Source organism: Duganella sp. FT27W (assembly GCF_009295655.1).
Lineage (GTDB): Bacteria > Pseudomonadota > Gammaproteobacteria > Burkholderiales > Burkholderiaceae_D > Rugamonas > Rugamonas zoogloeoides.
In genome coordinates this window covers 259,092-276,663 of sequence record NZ_WHIV01000006.1, presented here as the reverse complement: position 1 = coordinate 276,663, position 17,572 = coordinate 259,092, and the positions used below count along the sequence as shown (strand labels likewise).

Genomic DNA, 17,572 nt, shown 5'->3' with positions numbered 1-17,572 from the left:
TAATAATGGCTGTCGTAGAAAAAACGGTGCCGGGTGTTCATAACGCACCGGCCAATGCCCTGCCACCCGTCGTGGCCCTGCTGGGAAATCCCAATTGCGGCAAGACCGCGCTGTTCAACCGCCTGACCGGCGCGCGCCAGAAAGTGGCCAATTACGCGGGCGTCACCATCGAACGCAAGGAAGGCGCCTTTAACTCGCAAGCCGGCCACACCTTCCGCGTGCTCGACCTGCCGGGCGCCTACAGCCTCACCGCCCACACCCCGGACGAAGCGATCACGCGCGACGTGGTGGCGGGCCTGCGCCGGGGCGACGCCGCGCCGGACGTGCTGGTGTGCGTGGTCAACGCCACCAACCTGCGCCTGAACCTGCGCCTGGTGCTGGAAGTGCAGCGCCTGGGCCTGCCCATGCTGCTGGCGCTGAACATGGTCGACGTGGCCAAGAAGCGCGGCGTCGTCATCGACACCGCGCGCCTGTCGCAGGAGCTGGGCATGCCGGTGGTGGAAACCGTGGCCGTGCAGCCGGGCGGCGAAAAGGCGCTGGTCGCCGCGCTCGACGCCATGCTGCCGCTGCCGCAGGTCGTTACCAAGCCGCTGTCGGCCATCGACGCGGTGTCGGTGGAAGAGACCCAGCGCGAAGTACGCCGCATCATCGCTGCCGCTGTCAGCGGCGACGACGAAACATCGTCCACGTCCGAAAAAATCGATAGCGTGGTGCTGCACCCGGTGGTCGGCCCGATCATCCTGGCCGTACTGATGTTCTTCGTGTTCCAGGCCGTGTTCAGCTGGGCCGCCACGCCGATGGACATGATCACCGGCGCCTTCGAGCACCTCGGTGCGGTGCTGGGCGAGTACGTGCCGGAGGGCCACCTGCGCAGCCTGCTGGTCGATGGCATCATCGGCGGCGTGGGCGGCGTGTTGGTGTTCCTGCCGCAGATTCTGATCCTGTTCTTCTTCATCCTGATGCTCGAGGACTGCGGCTACCTGCCGCGCGCCGCCTTCCTGCTCGACCGCCTGATGGGCGGCGTGGGCCTGTCGGGCCGCGCCTTCATCCCGCTGCTGTCGAGCTTTGCCTGCGCCATTCCCGGCGTGATGGCCGCGCGCACGATACAAAACCGGCGCGACCGGTTTGTCACCATCATGATCGCGCCGTTGATGACGTGTTCCGCGCGCCTGCCGGTGTACGCACTGGTGATCGCCGCCTTCATCCCGAGCCGCGAAGTGCTCGGCATCATGAACCTGCAAGGCCTGGTGCTGTTCATCCTGTACGTGGCCGGCATCGTCTCGGCCATGCTGGTGGCGTACGTCATGAAGCGCACCATGGGCGGCAAGGGCAAGCATCCGTTGATGATGGAACTGCCGGCCTACCACTGGCCGCACCTGCGCAACCTGGCGCTGGGCCTGTGGGAACGCGCCAAGATTTTCGTCACCCGCGTCGGCACCATCATCCTCAGTCTCACCATCATCTTGTGGGCACTGAGCTCGTTCCCGGACGCGCCGGAAGGCGCCACCCAGCCGGCCATCTATTACAGCGTGGCGGGCATCATCGGCCGCGGCCTCGAATACATCTTCGCGCCAATTGGCTTCAACTGGCAGATCTGCATCGCGCTGGTGCCCGGCATGGCCGCGCGCGAAGTGGCGGTGGGTGCGCTGGGCACCGTGTATGCGATGTCGCAGACCGGCGACGAATTGGCCAATTCGCTGGCGCCCGTGCTGGCCGCCAGCTGGGGTCTGCCGACCGCGCTGTCGCTGTTGGCCTGGTTCGTGTTTGCGCCGCAGTGCCTGGCCACCCTGAGTACGGTCCGCCGTGAAACCAACAGCGTCAAAGCTGCCTGGTTCATGGCCGGTTATCTGTTTGCGCTGGCGTACGTGGCGGCATTCCTCACGTTCCGCATTTCGACGGCAATCATCGGAGGCTGATATGTGGCAGAACCTTATCGTGGCAGTGATCGTGGCGGCAGCCCTGGCACACTTCAGTACCAGGTATTTGCCGGCCGCCTGGCGCCGGCAGATCGTGTACTTCCTGGCGCGCCGTGGCGTCAACCAGGACAAGGCCGCCAAATTCTTCAAGACCACGCCCGACTGCGGCACCGGCTGTGGTTCGTGCGGGTCGTGCGGTACCGATGACAAGGCCGCACCGATGGCCGGTTCCGCCGGCGAAACCTCGCAGCCGCTCAAGCGCGTGATTCCGCTGCACGTGCAGCGCTGATCTGCGCGCTCTCTCAGAGCCGATCAGTCTTCAAGCTTCGTACCGTCTGCCACGTGGGGCCAAAGGCGCCCCGCGCCACCGGCAGACCGGTCGCCTGTTCCAGTTGTTCGATAAACTGCGCCGCGCTGGCGATGGGCTGCGCCGCCAGCCTTGGCGCGGCCTGCTGCAAGAGCGCCGTCAAACCTGCCTGGTGTTCGAGGTCGCCCCTGGCGCCCTGATGCAGGCCGATGACTGCACCCTGTGCATTGCGCTGGCACAGCTGCGCTTCGAACTCCCCATGCGCCACCTCGTATCCCTCGCACCAGCGCAGTGCCGGCGCCCGGTCGAACGCATCGAGATGGCTGACCAGCAAGCCATCGAGCCGGCCGATCGCTGCCAGCGCATAGCGCAGCAGTACCAGGTCGGGATGGCCGCGCCGAAAAATCCCCTGCCAGCCTCCTGCCGCATTGTGCGGCTCCGGCAGCAGGTCCAGGCGCGGGTCGTGGCTGGGAAACGGGCCGTGGCCGTGGCGCGTCAGGTAACTGCGCATGGCGCCCAGGTGGGTAATGCGGCCGTGCTGGCCCGCGTCAACGGCCACCGCTTCAACTGCCGACGTATGGATGGTGCTCCAGGTGGTGTACGGGTGGAACCCGCGCCACTCATCGAGCAAGACGCCCTGCGCACCTTCGAACAGCACGGTGCCGGGCAGGTGCAGCCGGGCTGCCACGTCCGCCTGCGGCGCGGGCGGCGCATGCCGGACCAGTTGCTGCGCCTGCTCCAGCCAGCGGCGCGCCAGCGCGCCATCGCGCAGCACTGCCTGCTCCTCGTGCCAGCCGGCGCGCATGTCGTCCGGGGCGCCGTCGTGGGACACCGCTGCAAGCAGGGTGGTGCGGAGCGCTTCCAGTTTGTCGAGTGCGCGGACGGGCGTGAGCAGGTCGGCATAGCGCAGCGTCAGTTCGGGATGCGCCAGGTCGTGGCGGACGGTTTCGCCCACACCCACGCCGCAACTGCCATGGGCTGCGGCGCCGCGCGCCAGCTCGCGCATGCGCCCTGCCGCCTGGTGAAACGGCGTGGTGAGGCGGCAGCGGCCATCGATGACCAGCCGTTGCAGGGCATCGGTGACGCCGGCGCGCTGCAGGTAGCTGCTCTCGATCAGCAACGCGGTGGGATGGACGATGACCGGGAAGGCCAGCAGCGTGTGCACGCCGGGATGGAAGCTGCCTGCGCCGAACTGCGAAAACGTGTGGTGGCGGCCATCGGGCAGCACCACGTTGTGCGCCGCCTGGGCGCCGCCATTGAAGCGCACCACGGTGTGCGCCTGCATGGCGCGGCACAGCGCATCGATAAACAGGCCCTTGCCGCAGTCGCCAAAACCCAGCCCCTGGACTGACACCAGCCGGGTTGCCATCGCGCTCAACCGAACAGTCGGCGCCACCAGCTGCTGCCGCCAACTGCCGCGCCGCCCATGCCGTGAGCAGCGGCGTCCGGATCGCTCAGCGCGGCGTAAGGGCGGACTGCGCGGATGATGGCGGAAATCCGGTCGCCGGCAATGCCGTTGGCGGCCAGCGTGGGCGCCAGGGCATCGATGCCGGCGACCGATTTTTCGGTGAGCGCCACCAGCGAGGCGGCCACCGCGCAGGCGTCTTCCGGCGCCTCCATGCAGATCACGCGGTCGCCCAGCAGATCGCGCCAGCGCCGTTCGCAGTTCTTGCGGCGCTGGAGGTCCGGCACCAGGAAGAAAATGTGGAAGGTTTCGGCCGCTGCCGCGATCACTTCCGCAATCGGGATGTCTTCATCGAGCTTGTCGCCGATGAGCGTATCGATCTGGTGGCGCGACACGGCCGGATACGGATGCTCGTCGCCGGTCAGGAACAGATAGCCTTTCTTGCGGCGCTTGGTCCAGCAATCCATTTCCATGTGCTGCGCCGCCACGTAGAACGCCAGCTCGTAGCTTTCTTCGCCGGTGCCACCGCCGCCGCCTTCGAGATAGCTCCAGGTCAGCCATTGGTCCATCAGCTGCGCGGTCGATTCGAACTGGCCCACTTGCAGCGCGGCGTCGTCGGACGTGGCGTCGCCGATTGCCATGAACAGCAGTTGCGGGTCGCGCACGCCGCACGCAGTGAGCAAGGCCATGAAGGTGGGCAGCTCGCGGGTGGCCAGGCTGTTGGGAATCGCACCCATCGACCCGGTGACGTCCAGCGCGAACACGATGCCGAGCGAGTGCGGGTGGTCGGCGCTGTCGCGCGCCTCGCGCACGCCTATGCCGTGCGGATTCATCAGCGGGTGGCACTGGCGCTGGGTGAATACTTCGCGGTGCGCGTCGTTGGCGCGGTCGGCGATGATGGCGGCGTGGGCCGTCTGCGAATAATTTCCGTGTCCCATGGAAGCTCCTTGTCAGCGAGGGTTGGGGGTAAAGTGGATAAACCGCGCCGGGCCGAACGCGGCTGCGGCGGCGGTCTTGAGGGCCTGGTCGATGCCGGCGGCGCCGTGCCGCGCGCACCAGTCGGCGTCTTCGCTGGCGCGCCGCAGCAGCGTGGCCAGCGGCGCCGGTACCGCAGCGGCAATCGGCGGCTCATTGCCATCGTCGCCGCTACCGTCAAGCAGGCAGCGGATCGACCACGCAGCTTGCATCAGGTCGCGCGCTGCCGTGGCGTTGACGCTTAGCCGCTGTGCGCCTGCCCAGCCGATGATCAGGATGCCGTGATCGGCGGGATGGACCAGCAGGTGTTCCGGGGCCAGGCGGCCATGCGCCCAGCCAGCGGCGTGCACATAACCCAGCACTTCGAGCATGCGGCGCCACATCCACACCGCATGGCGCGGGTCGATGCCGCTCGGGTAATGGCGCCGCACGTCGGCCAGACTGCCCCAGTATCCGACCGGGTGGCGCAGCACCAGCGCCTGCGCGCCCGCTGCCACGTTGCCGGTGGCAGCGCCTTGTGCGACCAGTTGCGGCAGGCGCTGTGAGAAATACGCGGCGCCGGGAATGGCCGCAGCTTGCAGCTGGTGCAGGATCGCTGCTTCGTGTTGCAGGGTGTGCGGTGACTGCGACAGTTTGATCACGACCCGCTCCGGGCCGCCGCCGATACGCTGTGCCAGCAGCACGCTGGCGCTGGACGTCAGGGGAGTAATGATGCGGTAGCGCTGGCCGGCGCACACGATGTGGCTGGCAGCGTTGTCGTCCGCCAGCGAACGCTCGTAAGCGGCGCGAAAATCGGCCGCCAGGATGGTGCGGACCTGGGGCGAGACGATGGCCGAACAGTACAGGCATTGCACGGTGCGCCAGCGTGCCGAGGACGGCAACGAGGCGCCGCACTGCGGGCAATTGAGGGAGACAAAGATCATGCGACAACCCGGTACTTGATCACTGGTCGATCATACCTTGCTTTATCGGAAAGGGTTGCTCGTTTGCCAATCGCCAGCCGAAGCGCTGCATATTCTCCCGATCGGCCAGCAGTGCAATCGTGCCAGTAATGCTAAGCTAGGCATATCGCGGCACGGCCGTTCTTTTTTTGGAATCCACATGATCGTCGTTCACCACCTCAATAATTCGCGCTCGCAGCGCGTGCTCTGGCTGCTCGAAGAACTGGGGCTGGACTATGAGATCATCCGCTACCAGCGCGACGCCAAGACCATGCTGGCGCCGCCCGAACTGCGTGCCATCCACCCGCTGGGCAAGTCGCCGGTGATCGTCGACAACGGCGTGGTGGTGGCCGAATCGGGCGCCATCGTCGAATACCTGGTCGACACCTACGGCAATGGCCGCCTGGTGCCGCCCGCCGGCACTGAAGAGCGCCGCCGCTGGACTTATTTCCTGCACTACGCCGAAGGTTCGGCGATGGCGCCGCTGTTGATGAAGCTGGTGTTTGATCGCGTGGAAACCAGCCCGGCGCCGTTTTTTGTGAAACCGATCACGCGCGGCATCGCCCGCAAGGTCAAGGGCACCTACATCGAACCGCAAATCGCTTCTCACCTCGACTACCTCGAAGCCGAGCTGGCCAGGTCGCCGTGGTTCGCCGGCGCCGAATTTACCGCCGCCGACATCCAGATGAGCTTTCCGCTGGAAGCGGCCGCCGCCCGGGCCGGCCTCGACAGCAGACGTCCCCGGTTGATGAGCTTTCTCGAGCGCATTCATGCGCGTCCTGCCTATAAGCGGGCGATCGAGCGTGGTGGCGAGTATGCGTTGCTGAAGTAGCGTGGATGGCGCTACCAGATGGTCCGCACGTGAGGGTAGGCGTGGATTTTATGGTCTACGGTGACGACCGGGATATTCATCGTGATCGCCGTGGCCACGATGATGCGGTCGGCGGGATCTTTGTGAAACTGGCCTGGTAGTTCAACTGAGGCCACGGCGATGTGGTTGTCTACGGGGATGAAACGAACACGCCGAAGCTTTTGGATCGCCGTAATCCAGTTGTGCAATTCGGTCGATAAATGGATTCTTCCGTGCGCGTTCAGTAGCGCAATTTCCCAGCACGATAGCGACGAAATCGTGACCCGGCTAAGCCGCTGCGCATTTTCAATCGCCGCCTTAGCGGCGAGAGAAAGCTTGGGACTGCCTTCAAACCACCAAATCAACGCGTGAGTATCGAGCAGTATCATCGGAAGGACGCATAGCCGTCAGCCTCAATGGGCGATACGATGTCGCCTTCGGCCAGCACGCTGCCGCGCATCTTTTCATTTGGCACCGAGCGGAAGGGACGGATATCGAGTATCGGCTTGCCGTTTTCGGTAATGAAATAGATGTCGCTGGACGCCGCGATTTTTTTTAGCGCCTTCTGCGGGTCTGCCAGAAACTCTTCCAAAGCAATGGTGGGCCACATGATCGCCTCCGTAGGATAGGTTGATGTTACGCTATCTGTCACCGATTTCAAGCAAGCGCCACCGCATCTCGCTCGGTTAAAATGGCGACTTCACCAAGTAGCCCGGACCACGTTTAACATGGGTAGACTCCTTGCCATCGACGGCCTCAATATCGTGCGCCGTGTCTATGAAGCCAGCCCCGAACCTGACAGCCCCGAAAAGGCCGAGATCGCGCTGCGCCACGCGTTTTCTTCCCTTCGCAACCTGATCAACGACCACCAGCCCACCCACGTGCTGCCCGCGTTCGACTTTGGCGGACGCACCTGGCGCCACGACCTGTTTGCCGGCTACCGCGCAGGCCGGGCGCCGATGCCCGAGCCGCTGCGCGCGGCGCTGCCAGCGTTTTACGACAGGCTGCGCGCCATCGGCATGCACGTGGTGTGCGTGCCCGAAGTGGAGGCCGACGACGTGATCGGCACCGTGGTGCTGCGCTGGCTGGCCGACAGCCGCGGTGACGCCACCGTTGCCAGCACCGACAAGGACTTGCATGGCCTGATCGCCCACGGCGCCCGCGTGTGGGACCACTTCAAGGGCGAATGGCACGACCATGCCTGGGTCGAGCGCAAGTGGGGCGTGCCGCCCGAGCAATTGCCCGACCTGCTGGCGCTGATGGGCGATGTCACCGATTCGATACCCGGCGTGTCGAAGGTGGGCGTGAAGACCGCTGCCCGCCTGTTGCGTACTTACGGCACCCTGGATGCCATCATGGCCGGCGCCGGCATTCTTAAAGATTCTCTGGGTGAAACTTTACGAAAAGAACGTGAAATGCTGTATCTTTCTCGACAGTTGGTGGCGCTGAAAACTGACGTAACGGTCGGCGTCACCTGGAATATGCTGGCCTGGGAGCAGTTTTAAGATGTTAAAAGCGATAATTATCGATTCAAGCGCGGTCGCGCGCGGCCTGCTCAATACGGTGTTGCTCGATGGCGGTTACGACGTGGCGGGCCAGGCCCACACGTGCGCGGCCGGCGTGGCCCTGATGATCAAGCACAATCCGCACATCGTGTGCATCGCGCTGGAACAGGTGGAAAACGATCTCGACGGCATGCGCGAGATCAAGGCCAAGTGGCCCAAGGCGCTGATCTTCATGGTCTCGAGTCAGCTCGACGCGGCCACCATCCAGTCCGCCCACGCGATGGGCGTCAACGGCTTCATCGTCAAGCCTTTTAAAGCCGACACGGTCCTCAATACCATACGCAACGTGGTGATCGCGATGGTCAAGCGCCAGCGTGCCGCGATGGCGGCGATGGCGGCGATGGCACCGAAACCGGAAGATGACAGCGCCGCTGCCGAATAACTGAGGGCGCTTTAAGTGGTGGAGCTGTCGATGATGCCGCCCCCGAGGCATACATCGCCGTCATACAGCACGGCCGACTGTCCCGGCGTGACCGCCCACTGGGCTTCTATGAACCGCAACGCAAAGTCCGAGTCGCCCTCGGGCGCGACTTCGCACGCCACGTCGGCCTGGCGGTAGCGGGTCTTGGCCGACAGCGCGCGCGGGGAGGGCGCCTCGCCGGCAATCCAGCTGGCCTGGTCGGCGCGCAGCGTGGACGACAGCAGCCACGGATGGTCGTGGCCCTGCACGATGTACAGCGTGTTCTCGGCCACGTCCTTGCGCGCCACGTACCAGGCGTCGCTGCTGCCGTCGGGATTTTTGTACGCTTTCATGCCGCCCACGCCGATGCCCTTGCGCTGGCCCAGCGTGTAGAACGACAGGCCCACGTGTTCGCCCACGACCTTGCCGTCCGGGGTTTTCATCGGGCCCGGTTTGTACGACAGGTAGCGGTTCAGGAATTCGCGGAACGGGCGCTCGCCGATGAAGCAGATGCCGGTCGAATCCTTTTTGGCGGCGTTGGGCAAGGCCAGTTTTTCGGCGATCTGGCGCACTTCGGTTTTCGGGATTTCGCCGAGCGGGAACAGGGTACGCGACAACTGCGACTGGTTCAGCCGATGCAGGAAGTAGCTCTGGTCCTTGGTGTGATCGACGGCTTTCAATAACTCGAACTTCTCGCCGTTCTGGCGCACGCGCGCATAGTGGCCGGTGGCGATCAGGTCCGCGCCGAGGTGCATGGCGTGATCGAGAAAAGCCTTGAACTTGATTTCGGCGTTGCACAGCACATCGGGATTCGGCGTGCGGCCGGCCTGGTACTCGCGCAGGAAGTCGGCGAACACGCGGTCCTTGTATTCGGCGGCGAAGTTGACGGCCTCGATGTCCACGCCGATCACGTCGGCCACGCTGGCCGCATCGATCCAGTCCTGGCGCGTGGAGCAGTATTCGGAATCGTCGTCGTCTTCCCAATTCTTCATGAACAGGCCCACCACGTCGTAGCCCTGCTCCTTGAGCATCCACGCCGCGACCGAGGAATCGACCCCGCCCGACATACCGATCACGACTTTTTTCTTGCTCATTACATCAATCCTTGTCTATCCAATAGCGGTACTCACGGCTTCTTTGTACACGGAAGCGTGGGTCTGTATCAATTCAAGCGGGGCGCGGATGCCGGCCAGGTATTCGTCCACGCATTGCAGCACGGTAGGGCTGCGGTGACGGTCGGCGCAGGCGGCCAGTTCGTCGCGCGTGAGCCACATGGTGCGCAGGATGCCCTCGTCGAGCGGGCGGTCGTGCTGCGCGCCCGGCACGCCGCAGAAGGTAAAGCGCAGGTACGTCACTTCCTCGCCGGTGCGGTTGGAGGTGTAGCGCGACATATACATGCCCACCAGCGCGGTGGGGGTGAAGTCGTACGCGGTTTCCTCCAGCGTCTCGCGGATCACGGCCTGTTCCAGCGATTCATAGGGGTCGAGATGGCCGGCAGGCTGGTTGATGCGGATGCCGTCGCTGGTCTCTTCTTCGATCAGCAGGAACTTGCCGTCTTTTTCGACGATGGCGGCAACAGTAACAGAGGGTTTCCAGATACGCGGCATGAGTCATCCTTGAAAAGAGCCGACATTTTAGCCTGTTCCGCCGATTTGGTTTGAAACCACTGTCGTTAAAAACAGCATTTGCTTTGAACTTACGCAACGTTTCATGGGATAAACAACGCCAGATAACGACTTTTGCGCAAAAAACCGTGTTAGATTGGCTAGTCAGTTTATTAATCATTTGCAGATTTTCGAAAACCGTAGCGAGCGGCCTGCTGTCGCTTCGAGTAGCGCAAGCGTACGGAAGTACGCTGAGCAACGGAAAAGCGAGAGCGGGGCGCGCAGTAGGTTTGCGATATCTGCTGGGGAGACACAATGAGAATAGGCGTACCGGTTGAGACAAAACCGGGGGAGACCCGGGTGGCAGCAACCCCTGAAACCGTCAAGAAGTTATCTGCGAAACATCAACTGATCGTGCAGGCGGGCGCCGGCCTGGCCGCCTCCATCACCGACGACGCCTACGCGGCAGCGGGTGCGCAAATCACTGGCGCGGCCGAGGCCTTCGGCGCCGACGTCGTCCTCAAGGTGCGCGCGCCCGACGATGCCGAACGGGCACTGATCAAGCCCGGCACGGTCGTCATCGGCATGCTCAACCCCTTCGATGCGGCCAACAACGCCGCCATGGCGTCCGCCGGCCTGCGCGCACTGGCACTGGAGGCCGTGCCGCGCATCACGCGCGCACAGTCGATGGACGTGCTGTCGTCGCAGGCGAACATCGCCGGCTACAAGGCGGTGATGATCGCGGCCAATACCTACCAGCGCTTCATGCCGATGCTGATGACGGCCGCCGGCACGGTCAAAGCGGCGCGCGTGTTGATCATGGGCGTGGGCGTGGCCGGCTTGCAGTCGATTGCCACGGCCAAGCGCCTGGGCGCCGTGATCGAGGCGTCCGACGTGCGTCCGCCGGTGAAAGAGCAGGTGGAGTCGCTGGGCGCCAAGTTCATCGACGTACCATTCCTCACCGACGAGGAGCGCGAAATCGCCAAGGGCGTGGGCGGCTATGCGCGGTCGATGCCGCCCGACTGGATGGCGCGCCAGTCTGCCCTTGTCCACGAACGGGCCAAGCTGGCCGACATCATCATCACCACCGCGCTGATCCCCGGCCGCCCGGCGCCGGTACTCATTTCCGAAGACACGGTCAAGGCGATGAAGCCCGGTTCCGTGATCGTCGATCTGGCAGTATCCCAGGGCGGCAACTGCCCGCTGTCGGAGCTCAATAAAACCGTGATCAAACACGGCGTGCATATCGTCGGCGAACCCGACCTGGCCACGCTGGTGGCGGCCGACGCCTCGGCGCTGTACGCGCGCAATGTGCTCGACTTCCTCAAGCTGATCATCGACAAGGACGATCAACTGGTCATCGACCGCGAGGACGAGATCATCAAGGCCACGCTGCTGTGCGCGGACGGCCAACTGCTACGACAATAAAAGGGGACACGCCATGGAAGTGAGCCACACCATCATCAACCTGATCATCTTCGTGCTGGCCATCTATGTAGGCTACCACGTGGTCTGGACCGTGACCCCGGCGCTGCATACGCCGCTCATGGCCGTCACCAACGCCGTCTCGGCGATCATCATCGTCGGCGCCATGCTGGCCGCCGCGCTCACCGAAGGCATCGTGGGCCAGGTGGCTGGCACGGTCGCCGTGGCGCTGGCTGCCGTCAATGTGTTCGGCGGTTTCCTGGTCACACAGCGCATGCTCGAGATGTTCCGCAAAAAAGAGCCGAAGGCGAAGAAGGGAGATCAGCCATGAGCTTCATCACCATGAACCTGGTGACGATGCTGTATTTGATCGCCTCGGTGTGCTTCATCCAGGCGCTCAAAGGGCTGTCGTCGCCGGCCACGGCGCGTTCCGGTAATGCCTTCGGCATGGCCGGCATGGCCATCGCGTTTGTTACCACCGTCGCCCTGATACTCAAGCTGCGCGAGGAAGCCATGCAAGCGGGCCTCAATGGCGGCATGGGGCTGGCGCTGGTGGCGGTGGGCGTGGTGGTGGGCGGCGCGATTGGCGCCATCCTGGCCAAGAAGGTCGAGATGACCAAGATGCCGGAACTGGTCGCCGCCATGCACTCGCTGATTGGCCTAGCCGCCGTGTGCATCGCGGTCGCTGCCGTGTCGGAGCCGCACGCGTTCGGGATCGCCGCCGTGGGCGAGGCGCTGCCATTCGGTAACCGCATCGAGCTGTTCATCGGCACTTTTGTTGGCGCGATCACGTTCTCGGGCTCGGTGATCGCGTTCGGCAAGCTGTCGGGTAAATACAAGTTCCGGCTGTTCCAGGGCGCGCCGGTCAGCTTCGCCGGCCAGCACGTATTGAACCTGGTGCTGGCGCTGATCATGGTGGGATTGGGACTGGCATTCTGCTTTGCCGACGGCGTGGCGCCCGCGTGGACGCCGTTCCTGGTCATGACCGCGATCGCCTTTGTGCTCGGGGTGTTGATCATCATCCCGATCGGCGGCGCCGATATGCCGGTGGTGGTGTCGATGCTGAACTCGTACTCCGGCTGGGCGGCGGCCGGCATCGGCTTCTCGCTCAACAACGCCATGCTGATCATTGCCGGCTCGCTGGTCGGTTCGTCCGGCGCGATCCTGTCGTATATCATGTGCAAGGCCATGAACCGCTCGTTCTTCAACGTCATCCTGGGCGGCTTTGGCGGCGCACCAAGCGATGCCGGCGCCGGCGGGGCCAAGGAGCAGCGCCCCGTCAAATCCGGCTCGGCCGATGATGCGGCCTTCATCATGGCCAATGCCGAGAGCGTGATCATCGTGCCCGGCTACGGCCTGGCCGTGGCGCGCGCCCAGCACTCGTTGAAAGAGCTGGTGGAAAAACTGATGCACAAGGGCGTGACCGTGAAATATGCGATCCACCCGGTGGCCGGACGCATGCCGGGCCACATGAACGTGCTGCTGGCCGAAGCCGAAGTGCCGTACGACCAGGTGTTCGAGATGGAGGACATCAACGGCGAATTCGGCCAGGCCGATGTGGCGCTGATCCTTGGCGCCAACGACGTGGTCAATCCGGCAGCCAAGGACCCGGGTTCGCCGATTGCCGGCATGCCGATCCTGGAAGCCTATAAAGCCAAGAGCATCATCGTCAACAAGCGGTCGATGGCGTCCGGCTACGCGGGGCTCGACAACGAGCTGTTTTACCAGGCCAATACCATGATGGTGTTTGGCGACGCCAAGAAGGTGATCGAGGATATGGTGAAGGCGGTCGAGTAAAGCCTAGCGCCGGCCGTACATCATCAATTCGGCCAGCACGCTGCGCGCCGGTCCCACCATGTCGATCGCCGCCAGCGACAACCCCAGCAGCGCCTGCGCCGGCGAGTTGTTGGCAAACACGCGCGCCATGGTGTCGGTCAGGCGCACGGTGGTGCTGCGGTCCTGTTGCCGGGCCGCAGTGAACTGCGCCAGCATCTGCGGCGTGGCGCCTTGCGCCAGCAGGCGCGCCAGCACCGTCACGTCGCGCAGGCCCAGGTTCAGGCCCTGGCCGGCTACCGGGTGCAGCGTCTGCGCGGCATTGCCGATGGCGACCGTGCGGGCCGTGGTCCTTGCATCGGCATTCAGGCCGAGCGGGAAACCGAGGCGTGGCGAGGCGTACGTAAAACGCCCCACGCGGTCGCCGAACGCCTCGCCCAGTTGCGCCAGGAACGCCTGGTCGTCCAGTGCCAGCAATTGTTCCGCGCGCGCCGGTCGCACGCACCATACCAGCGAATACTCACCTGACTGGGTACCCGAATGCGCACCCGAACGCGCACTCACCTGCGCGCCCATCTGTGCACTCAAATGCGCACCCAACTGTGCCTCGCCCTGCGGCAGCAGCGCCAGCGGGCCTTCGTCGGTGAAGCGTTCGTAGGCGCGGTGCGCGATGGCGCGGCTGCTGCGCACCTGGGCGATGATCGCGGTCTGGCCGTAGTCGCGGCGCTGGGCGCGGTCCTGCTGTTCGTTGAACAGGCCACCCTCGGCCTGCACCACCAAGCCCGCGTGCAGCGAGCGCGCCGCGCCCGTCGCCAGGTCGGTAATGGTGAGTATCACTTCGTCATCGAGTTCGTCGAGTGCATCGACCCGCGCCGGGCGCTGGGTGGCGATGCCGGCCGCATCCACCACGGCGCCCAGCGCCTTGACGATGTCGCCGTAGCGGGTGACATAGCCAAGCGCCGGTACGCCTTGCTCGGTGCTGGTGATCATGCTGCGGCCAAACTGGCCGCGCCGCGAGACGTGGATTTCGTTGATCGCGGTGCCGGCGACGGGCCAGGCGCCTATGTCCTCCAGGATCTGGCGGCTGCCCCACGACAGCGCCAGCGAGCGCGGGTCGGCGCTCGACTGGGCCAGGGTCTTGGCGTCGATCAGGGCGATGCGGTGGGCAGGGATGCCGCGTTTGGCCAGCAGGGCGGCCAGCGCCATGCCGGCCGGGCCGGCGCCGCAAATGGCCACATCGCAGGACAGGGTAACGGGCGGGGTGTCGTGGTCGGTCATGGCATCAGCTTTTCGATGTCGGCGACGGATTTGGGCGCGGCTGCGCTCAATACCGTGTGGCCGGTGGCGGTGACCAGCACATCGTCTTCGATGCGGATCCCCGTGTTCCAGAATTGTTCGGGCACGCCGGCAGCAGGGCGCACGTAGATGCCCGGTTCCACCGTCAGCACCATGCCCGCCTGCAGCGCGCGCGAAGGGTGGTCCGCGACGCTCAGGTCGCGGTAGGTCCCCACGTCGTGCACGTCCAGGCCCAGCCAGTGGCCGGTACCATGCATGTAGAACTGCAGGTGGCGTTTGTCGGCAATCACGTCGGCGGCGCTGCCGCAAGTGTTTTTATCGAGCAGGCCCAGGTCCAGCATGCCCTGCGCCAGCACGCTCAATGCTGCGGCATGGATGCCGGCATACGGGCGGCCCGGCGCCACGGCGCCCAGGGCGGCGCTTTGCGCAGCCAGCACCAGCTCGTACAGCTGGCGCTGGGGCGCGGTAAAGCGGCCGTTGACGGGCCAGGTGCGAGTAATGTCCGAGGCATAGCCATCGAGCTCGCAGCCGGCGTCGATCAGTACCAGGTCGCCGTCGCGGGCCAGGGCGTTGTTGGCGCTGTAGTGCAGCACGCAGGCGTTAGCGCCGGCCGCGACGATAGGCGGATACGCCTGGCCCTGGGCGCCATGACGGCGGAATTCGTACAACAGTTCCGCTTCGATTTCATACTCGTGCATGCCGGCGTGCGCGTGTTGCATGGCCCGCACGTGGGCCAGGGCCGAGATAGTGGCGGCACGCTGCATGGTGGCTTGTTCGCTGTCGTCTTTCAGCAGGCGCATGTCGGCCAGCAGCGGCAGCAAGTCAACCGGCTCGGCCTCCGCACCAGCGCGCAGCTGTGCCAGTGCGCCGTCGAGGTCCTCGATCGGGTATGCCTCAGCGAAACCGAAGGCGCCACGCGCGGCTTCCGGTCCATAACGAAAGCCATCCCAGATCTCGCGGTCAGGATTTTTCTCGCGGCAGAACAGCAGGCTTCGGGCCGGCGCAGCACCGCGTGCGGCGACGAGCACCAGCGCGCTTTCCGGCTCCGTAAAACCGGTCAAATAATAAAACGCGCTGTCGTAGCGGTAAGGATAGTGGCTGTCGCCGTTGCGTACCACCTCGGGCGCCGTGTGCAGCACGGCCACCGCGCCCGGTGGCAGTTGCGCCAGCAGGCGCGTGCGCCTACTGGCACAAGCTGCGCGGGCTTGATCGCCCGCGCCGTCATCAGCGCCGCAGTCGTTGCGACGAGCAGCTGCCTCCCCTGTCACTGCGCAGCCCTGGGGCCCGGCGCCAGCGCGGCTCTTGGTGCGTTCAACAGCTCGAGCTGCTGCACCGTGCCCACGTTGTGCCACTCGCCCTCGTACACTTCGCCACCGACGAGCTTTTTGTCGATGAAGGCGCGCAGCAGCGGGCCCAGCTTGGCGTGGTCGCCGGGCGTGATGGCGTCGAACATTTCGGGACGGTACACGCCGATATTGCCGAACGTGAATTTCGGCGTACCGTCGTTGTTCAGCGTGTACATCGACAGGCCGAAGTCGCCCTCGGGATGGAAGTCGGGATTCGGCACCAGGTACAGCCAGCAGATGTCGCGCTGGTCGGCCGGGTACGGGTTGCCCCACATGTCTTCGTCGTGCAGCACGTCCTTGACCTGCTCGAAGTCGAAATGCGGGCAATAAATGTCGCCCGAGATTGCCACGAACGGTTCGTCACCGAGCAGGTGGCGGGCGTGGGCGATGCCGCCGGCCGTCTCCAGCGCGGTGTCTTCGCGCGAGTACAGCAGCCTGGCGCCGTACTTGCTGCCGTCGCCGAGCGTTGTTTCGATCTGGTCGCCCAGGTGGGCGTGGTTGATCACGATTTCCGTGATGCCGGCGCGCACCAGGCCGAGAATGTGCCAGACGATCAGTGGACGGCCGCGCACCTTGAGCAGCGGCTTGGGGCAGGTGTCCGTCAACGGACGCATGCGCTCGCCGCGTCCGGCGGCAAAGATCATGGCCTTCATGATCCCGGCCTCAGAACGTGTAGCCGACTTGCGGCTGCACGTCTTCCAGCAGGTCGAGCAGGCGCACCAGCGGTTTCAGGTCGCGGTAGCGGCCGGCGGTCTTGCGCACATAGTCCATTACCGTGGGCAGGTCGGCCAGGTACTGGTCCTTGCCGTCGCGGTAGTGCAGGCGGCAGAAGATGCCGAGGATTTTCAGGTGGCGCTGCAAGCCCATGTACTCGAAGTCCTGGTAGAAACTATCGATGTCCTTGTTGACCGGCAGGCCCAGCGACTTGGCGTGCTGCCAGTAGCGGATGGCCCAGTCCAGTACCAGTTCTTCGTCCCATTGCACGTAGGCGTCGCGCAGCAGCGAGACGACGTCGTAGGTGATCGGGCCGTACAGCGCGTCCTGGAAGTCCAGCACGCCGGGGTTGCCGGCGTCGAGCTGCATCAGGTTGCGCGAATGGAAGTCGCGGTGCACATACACCTGCTGCTGGGCCGTGACGTTGGCCAGGATGGCGTCGAACACGGCTTTCAGTTCAAGCTGCTGCTTGTCGTTGAGCGTGGCCTTCAGGTGGCGGCCCAGGTACCACTCGGTAAAGATGCCCAGTTCGCGTTCCATGAAGGCGCGGTCGTACTCGGGCAGCACGTCCGGTTCGCTGGTGAGCTGGAACTTGACCAGCGCTTCCAGTGCGTCGGCGTACATGGCCGAGGCGTTGTCGTGGTCGAGCACCTGCAAGTACGTGGTGTTGCCGAGGTCGGACATCAGCATGAAGCCGCGTTCGTAGTCGGTGGCGACGATGCGCGGCACGGAAACGCCGGCATGGATGAGCATTTCGTCAACCTTGACGAAGCCCAGTACGTTTTCGCGCTCGGGCGGGGCGTCCATCACGATCAGGGTGGCGCCCAGGCTGGCCTGGTGTTCCGGCAAAACGTTGACGCGGAAATAACGGCGGAAGCTGGCATCGCTCGACGCGGGGCGTGCCGACGCGGTATCGACGACGTTGAGGGTGGCCAGCCAGGCGGTCAGCGCCTCCAGGCGAACATCTGGCGTTAAATTCTGTAATAAAGACATGAAGCGAGCGGTTGAAACCGGCGTTGAGGATAGATTCCCATATAATAAGGGATTATTTTCAA

General features: G+C 64.6%; 19 protein-coding genes. 8 read left to right on the top strand and 11 right to left on the bottom strand.

All coding sequences use genetic code 11. The annotated features are described in order from the left end of the window. Window positions 1–5: 5 nt before the first annotated feature. Both feoB and F8197_RS26895 read left to right on the top strand, forming a co-directional pair. Window positions 6–1,916: a ferrous iron transport protein B gene (gene feoB / locus F8197_RS26900; RefSeq protein ID WP_227012437.1), complete on the top strand. Its 1,911-nt coding sequence runs from the start codon at window positions 6–8 to the stop codon at window positions 1,914–1,916. Window position 1,917: 1 nt separating this feature from the next. Continuing rightward, a complete protein-coding gene (locus F8197_RS26895; RefSeq protein ID WP_152885001.1) occupies window positions 1,918–2,205 on the top strand; it encodes a DUF6587 family protein in 288 nt (95 codons plus the stop codon). A gap of 13 nt (window positions 2,206–2,218) precedes the next feature. On the opposite strand, the gene F8197_RS26890 is transcribed toward F8197_RS26895, so the two are convergent. Genes F8197_RS26890 through F8197_RS26880 form a run of 3 tightly spaced genes read right to left on the bottom strand, consistent with a single transcriptional unit; the run spans window position 2,219 to window position 5,526 of the window. Continuing rightward, window positions 2,219–3,592 (bottom strand): adenylosuccinate synthetase, encoded by a 1,374-nt coding sequence (locus F8197_RS26890; protein WP_152885000.1) that lies wholly within the window; start codon window positions 3,590–3,592, stop codon window positions 2,219–2,221. 5 nt (window positions 3,593–3,597) lie between these two features. Then, entirely contained in the window at window positions 3,598–4,566 is a 969-nt protein-coding gene (locus F8197_RS26885; protein WP_152884999.1) for a VWA domain-containing protein, read from the bottom strand. A gap of 12 nt (window positions 4,567–4,578) precedes the next feature. Further along, window positions 4,579–5,526, bottom strand: coding sequence for a protein kinase family protein (locus tag F8197_RS26880; RefSeq protein ID WP_152884997.1), 948 nt, complete (start codon window positions 5,524–5,526; stop codon window positions 4,579–4,581). A gap of 178 nt (window positions 5,527–5,704) precedes the next feature. Here F8197_RS26880 and F8197_RS26875 point away from each other — a divergent pair, with 178 nt between their 5' ends. Further along, complete coding sequence (locus F8197_RS26875; RefSeq protein ID WP_152884996.1) at window positions 5,705–6,376, top strand: glutathione S-transferase family protein; 672 nt, start codon at window positions 5,705–5,707, stop codon at window positions 6,374–6,376. 11 nt (window positions 6,377–6,387) lie between these two features. Here the strand turns inward: F8197_RS26875 and F8197_RS26870 are convergent, their stop codons facing one another. After that, on the bottom strand, window positions 6,388–6,783 hold the full coding sequence (locus tag F8197_RS26870; protein ID WP_152884994.1) for a type II toxin-antitoxin system VapC family toxin: 396 nt from the start codon (window positions 6,781–6,783) through the stop codon (window positions 6,388–6,390). Beyond that, entirely contained in the window at window positions 6,780–7,004 is a 225-nt protein-coding gene (locus F8197_RS26865; protein ID WP_152884992.1) for a hypothetical protein, read from the bottom strand. Before F8197_RS26865 ends, F8197_RS26870 begins: the two co-directional genes overlap by 4 nt. 118 nt (window positions 7,005–7,122) lie before the next feature. Between F8197_RS26865 and F8197_RS26860 the strand changes: the two genes are divergently transcribed. Both F8197_RS26860 and F8197_RS26855 read left to right on the top strand, forming a co-directional pair. Next, window positions 7,123–7,899, top strand: coding sequence for a 5'-3' exonuclease H3TH domain-containing protein (locus F8197_RS26860; protein WP_152884990.1), 777 nt, complete (start codon window positions 7,123–7,125; stop codon window positions 7,897–7,899). Window position 7,900: 1 nt separating this feature from the next. Continuing rightward, on the top strand, window positions 7,901–8,341 hold the full coding sequence (locus F8197_RS26855) for a response regulator (RefSeq protein ID WP_152884988.1): 441 nt from the start codon (window positions 7,901–7,903) through the stop codon (window positions 8,339–8,341). Window positions 8,342–8,352: 11 nt separating this feature from the next. Here the strand turns inward: F8197_RS26855 and mnmA are convergent, their stop codons facing one another. After that, window positions 8,353–9,453: a tRNA 2-thiouridine(34) synthase MnmA gene (gene mnmA / locus F8197_RS26850; RefSeq protein WP_152884986.1), complete on the bottom strand. Its 1,101-nt coding sequence runs from the start codon at window positions 9,451–9,453 to the stop codon at window positions 8,353–8,355. Between the two features lie 15 nt (window positions 9,454–9,468). Then, entirely contained in the window at window positions 9,469–9,966 is a 498-nt protein-coding gene (locus tag F8197_RS26845; RefSeq protein ID WP_019923648.1) for an NUDIX hydrolase, read from the bottom strand. Between the two features lie 312 nt (window positions 9,967–10,278). Between F8197_RS26845 and F8197_RS26840 the strand changes: the two genes are divergently transcribed. From F8197_RS26840 to F8197_RS26830, 3 genes are read left to right on the top strand one after another with little or no spacing between them, the layout of a single operon-like run. After that, window positions 10,279–11,391, top strand: a complete 1,113-nt coding sequence (locus F8197_RS26840; RefSeq protein WP_152884984.1) for a Re/Si-specific NAD(P)(+) transhydrogenase subunit alpha — start codon at window positions 10,279–10,281, stop codon at window positions 11,389–11,391. 13 nt (window positions 11,392–11,404) lie between these two features. Further along, entirely contained in the window at window positions 11,405–11,719 is a 315-nt protein-coding gene (locus F8197_RS26835) for an NAD(P) transhydrogenase subunit alpha (RefSeq protein ID WP_152884982.1), read from the top strand. Beyond that, the gene (locus F8197_RS26830) at window positions 11,716–13,185 is read left to right on the top strand and encodes an NAD(P)(+) transhydrogenase (Re/Si-specific) subunit beta (RefSeq protein WP_152884980.1); all 1,470 of its coding nucleotides are present in this window, start codon (window positions 11,716–11,718) and stop codon (window positions 13,183–13,185) included. Before F8197_RS26835 ends, F8197_RS26830 begins: the two co-directional genes overlap by 4 nt. A gap of 3 nt (window positions 13,186–13,188) precedes the next feature. Here the strand turns inward: F8197_RS26830 and F8197_RS26825 are convergent, their stop codons facing one another. From F8197_RS26825 to F8197_RS26810, 4 genes are read right to left on the bottom strand one after another with little or no spacing between them, the layout of a single operon-like run. Continuing rightward, a complete protein-coding gene (locus F8197_RS26825) occupies window positions 13,189–14,439 on the bottom strand; it encodes an FAD-dependent monooxygenase (RefSeq protein ID WP_152884979.1) in 1,251 nt (416 codons plus the stop codon). Beyond that, window positions 14,436–15,725 (bottom strand): aminopeptidase P N-terminal domain-containing protein, encoded by a 1,290-nt coding sequence (locus F8197_RS26820; protein WP_373996995.1) that lies wholly within the window; start codon window positions 15,723–15,725, stop codon window positions 14,436–14,438. Before F8197_RS26820 ends, F8197_RS26825 begins: the two co-directional genes overlap by 4 nt. Continuing rightward, window positions 15,722–16,456 (bottom strand): N-acetylmuramate alpha-1-phosphate uridylyltransferase MurU, encoded by a 735-nt coding sequence (gene murU / locus F8197_RS26815; RefSeq protein ID WP_152884977.1) that lies wholly within the window; start codon window positions 16,454–16,456, stop codon window positions 15,722–15,724. The genes F8197_RS26820 and murU overlap by 4 nt, the downstream gene beginning before the upstream one ends. A gap of 10 nt (window positions 16,457–16,466) precedes the next feature. Continuing rightward, window positions 16,467–17,510 carry an aminoglycoside phosphotransferase family protein gene (locus F8197_RS26810; protein ID WP_152884975.1) on the bottom strand — a complete coding sequence of 348 codons (1,044 nt, stop codon included), beginning with the start codon at window positions 17,508–17,510 and terminating at the stop codon, window positions 16,467–16,469. Between the last annotated feature and the right edge of the window lie 62 nt (window positions 17,511–17,572).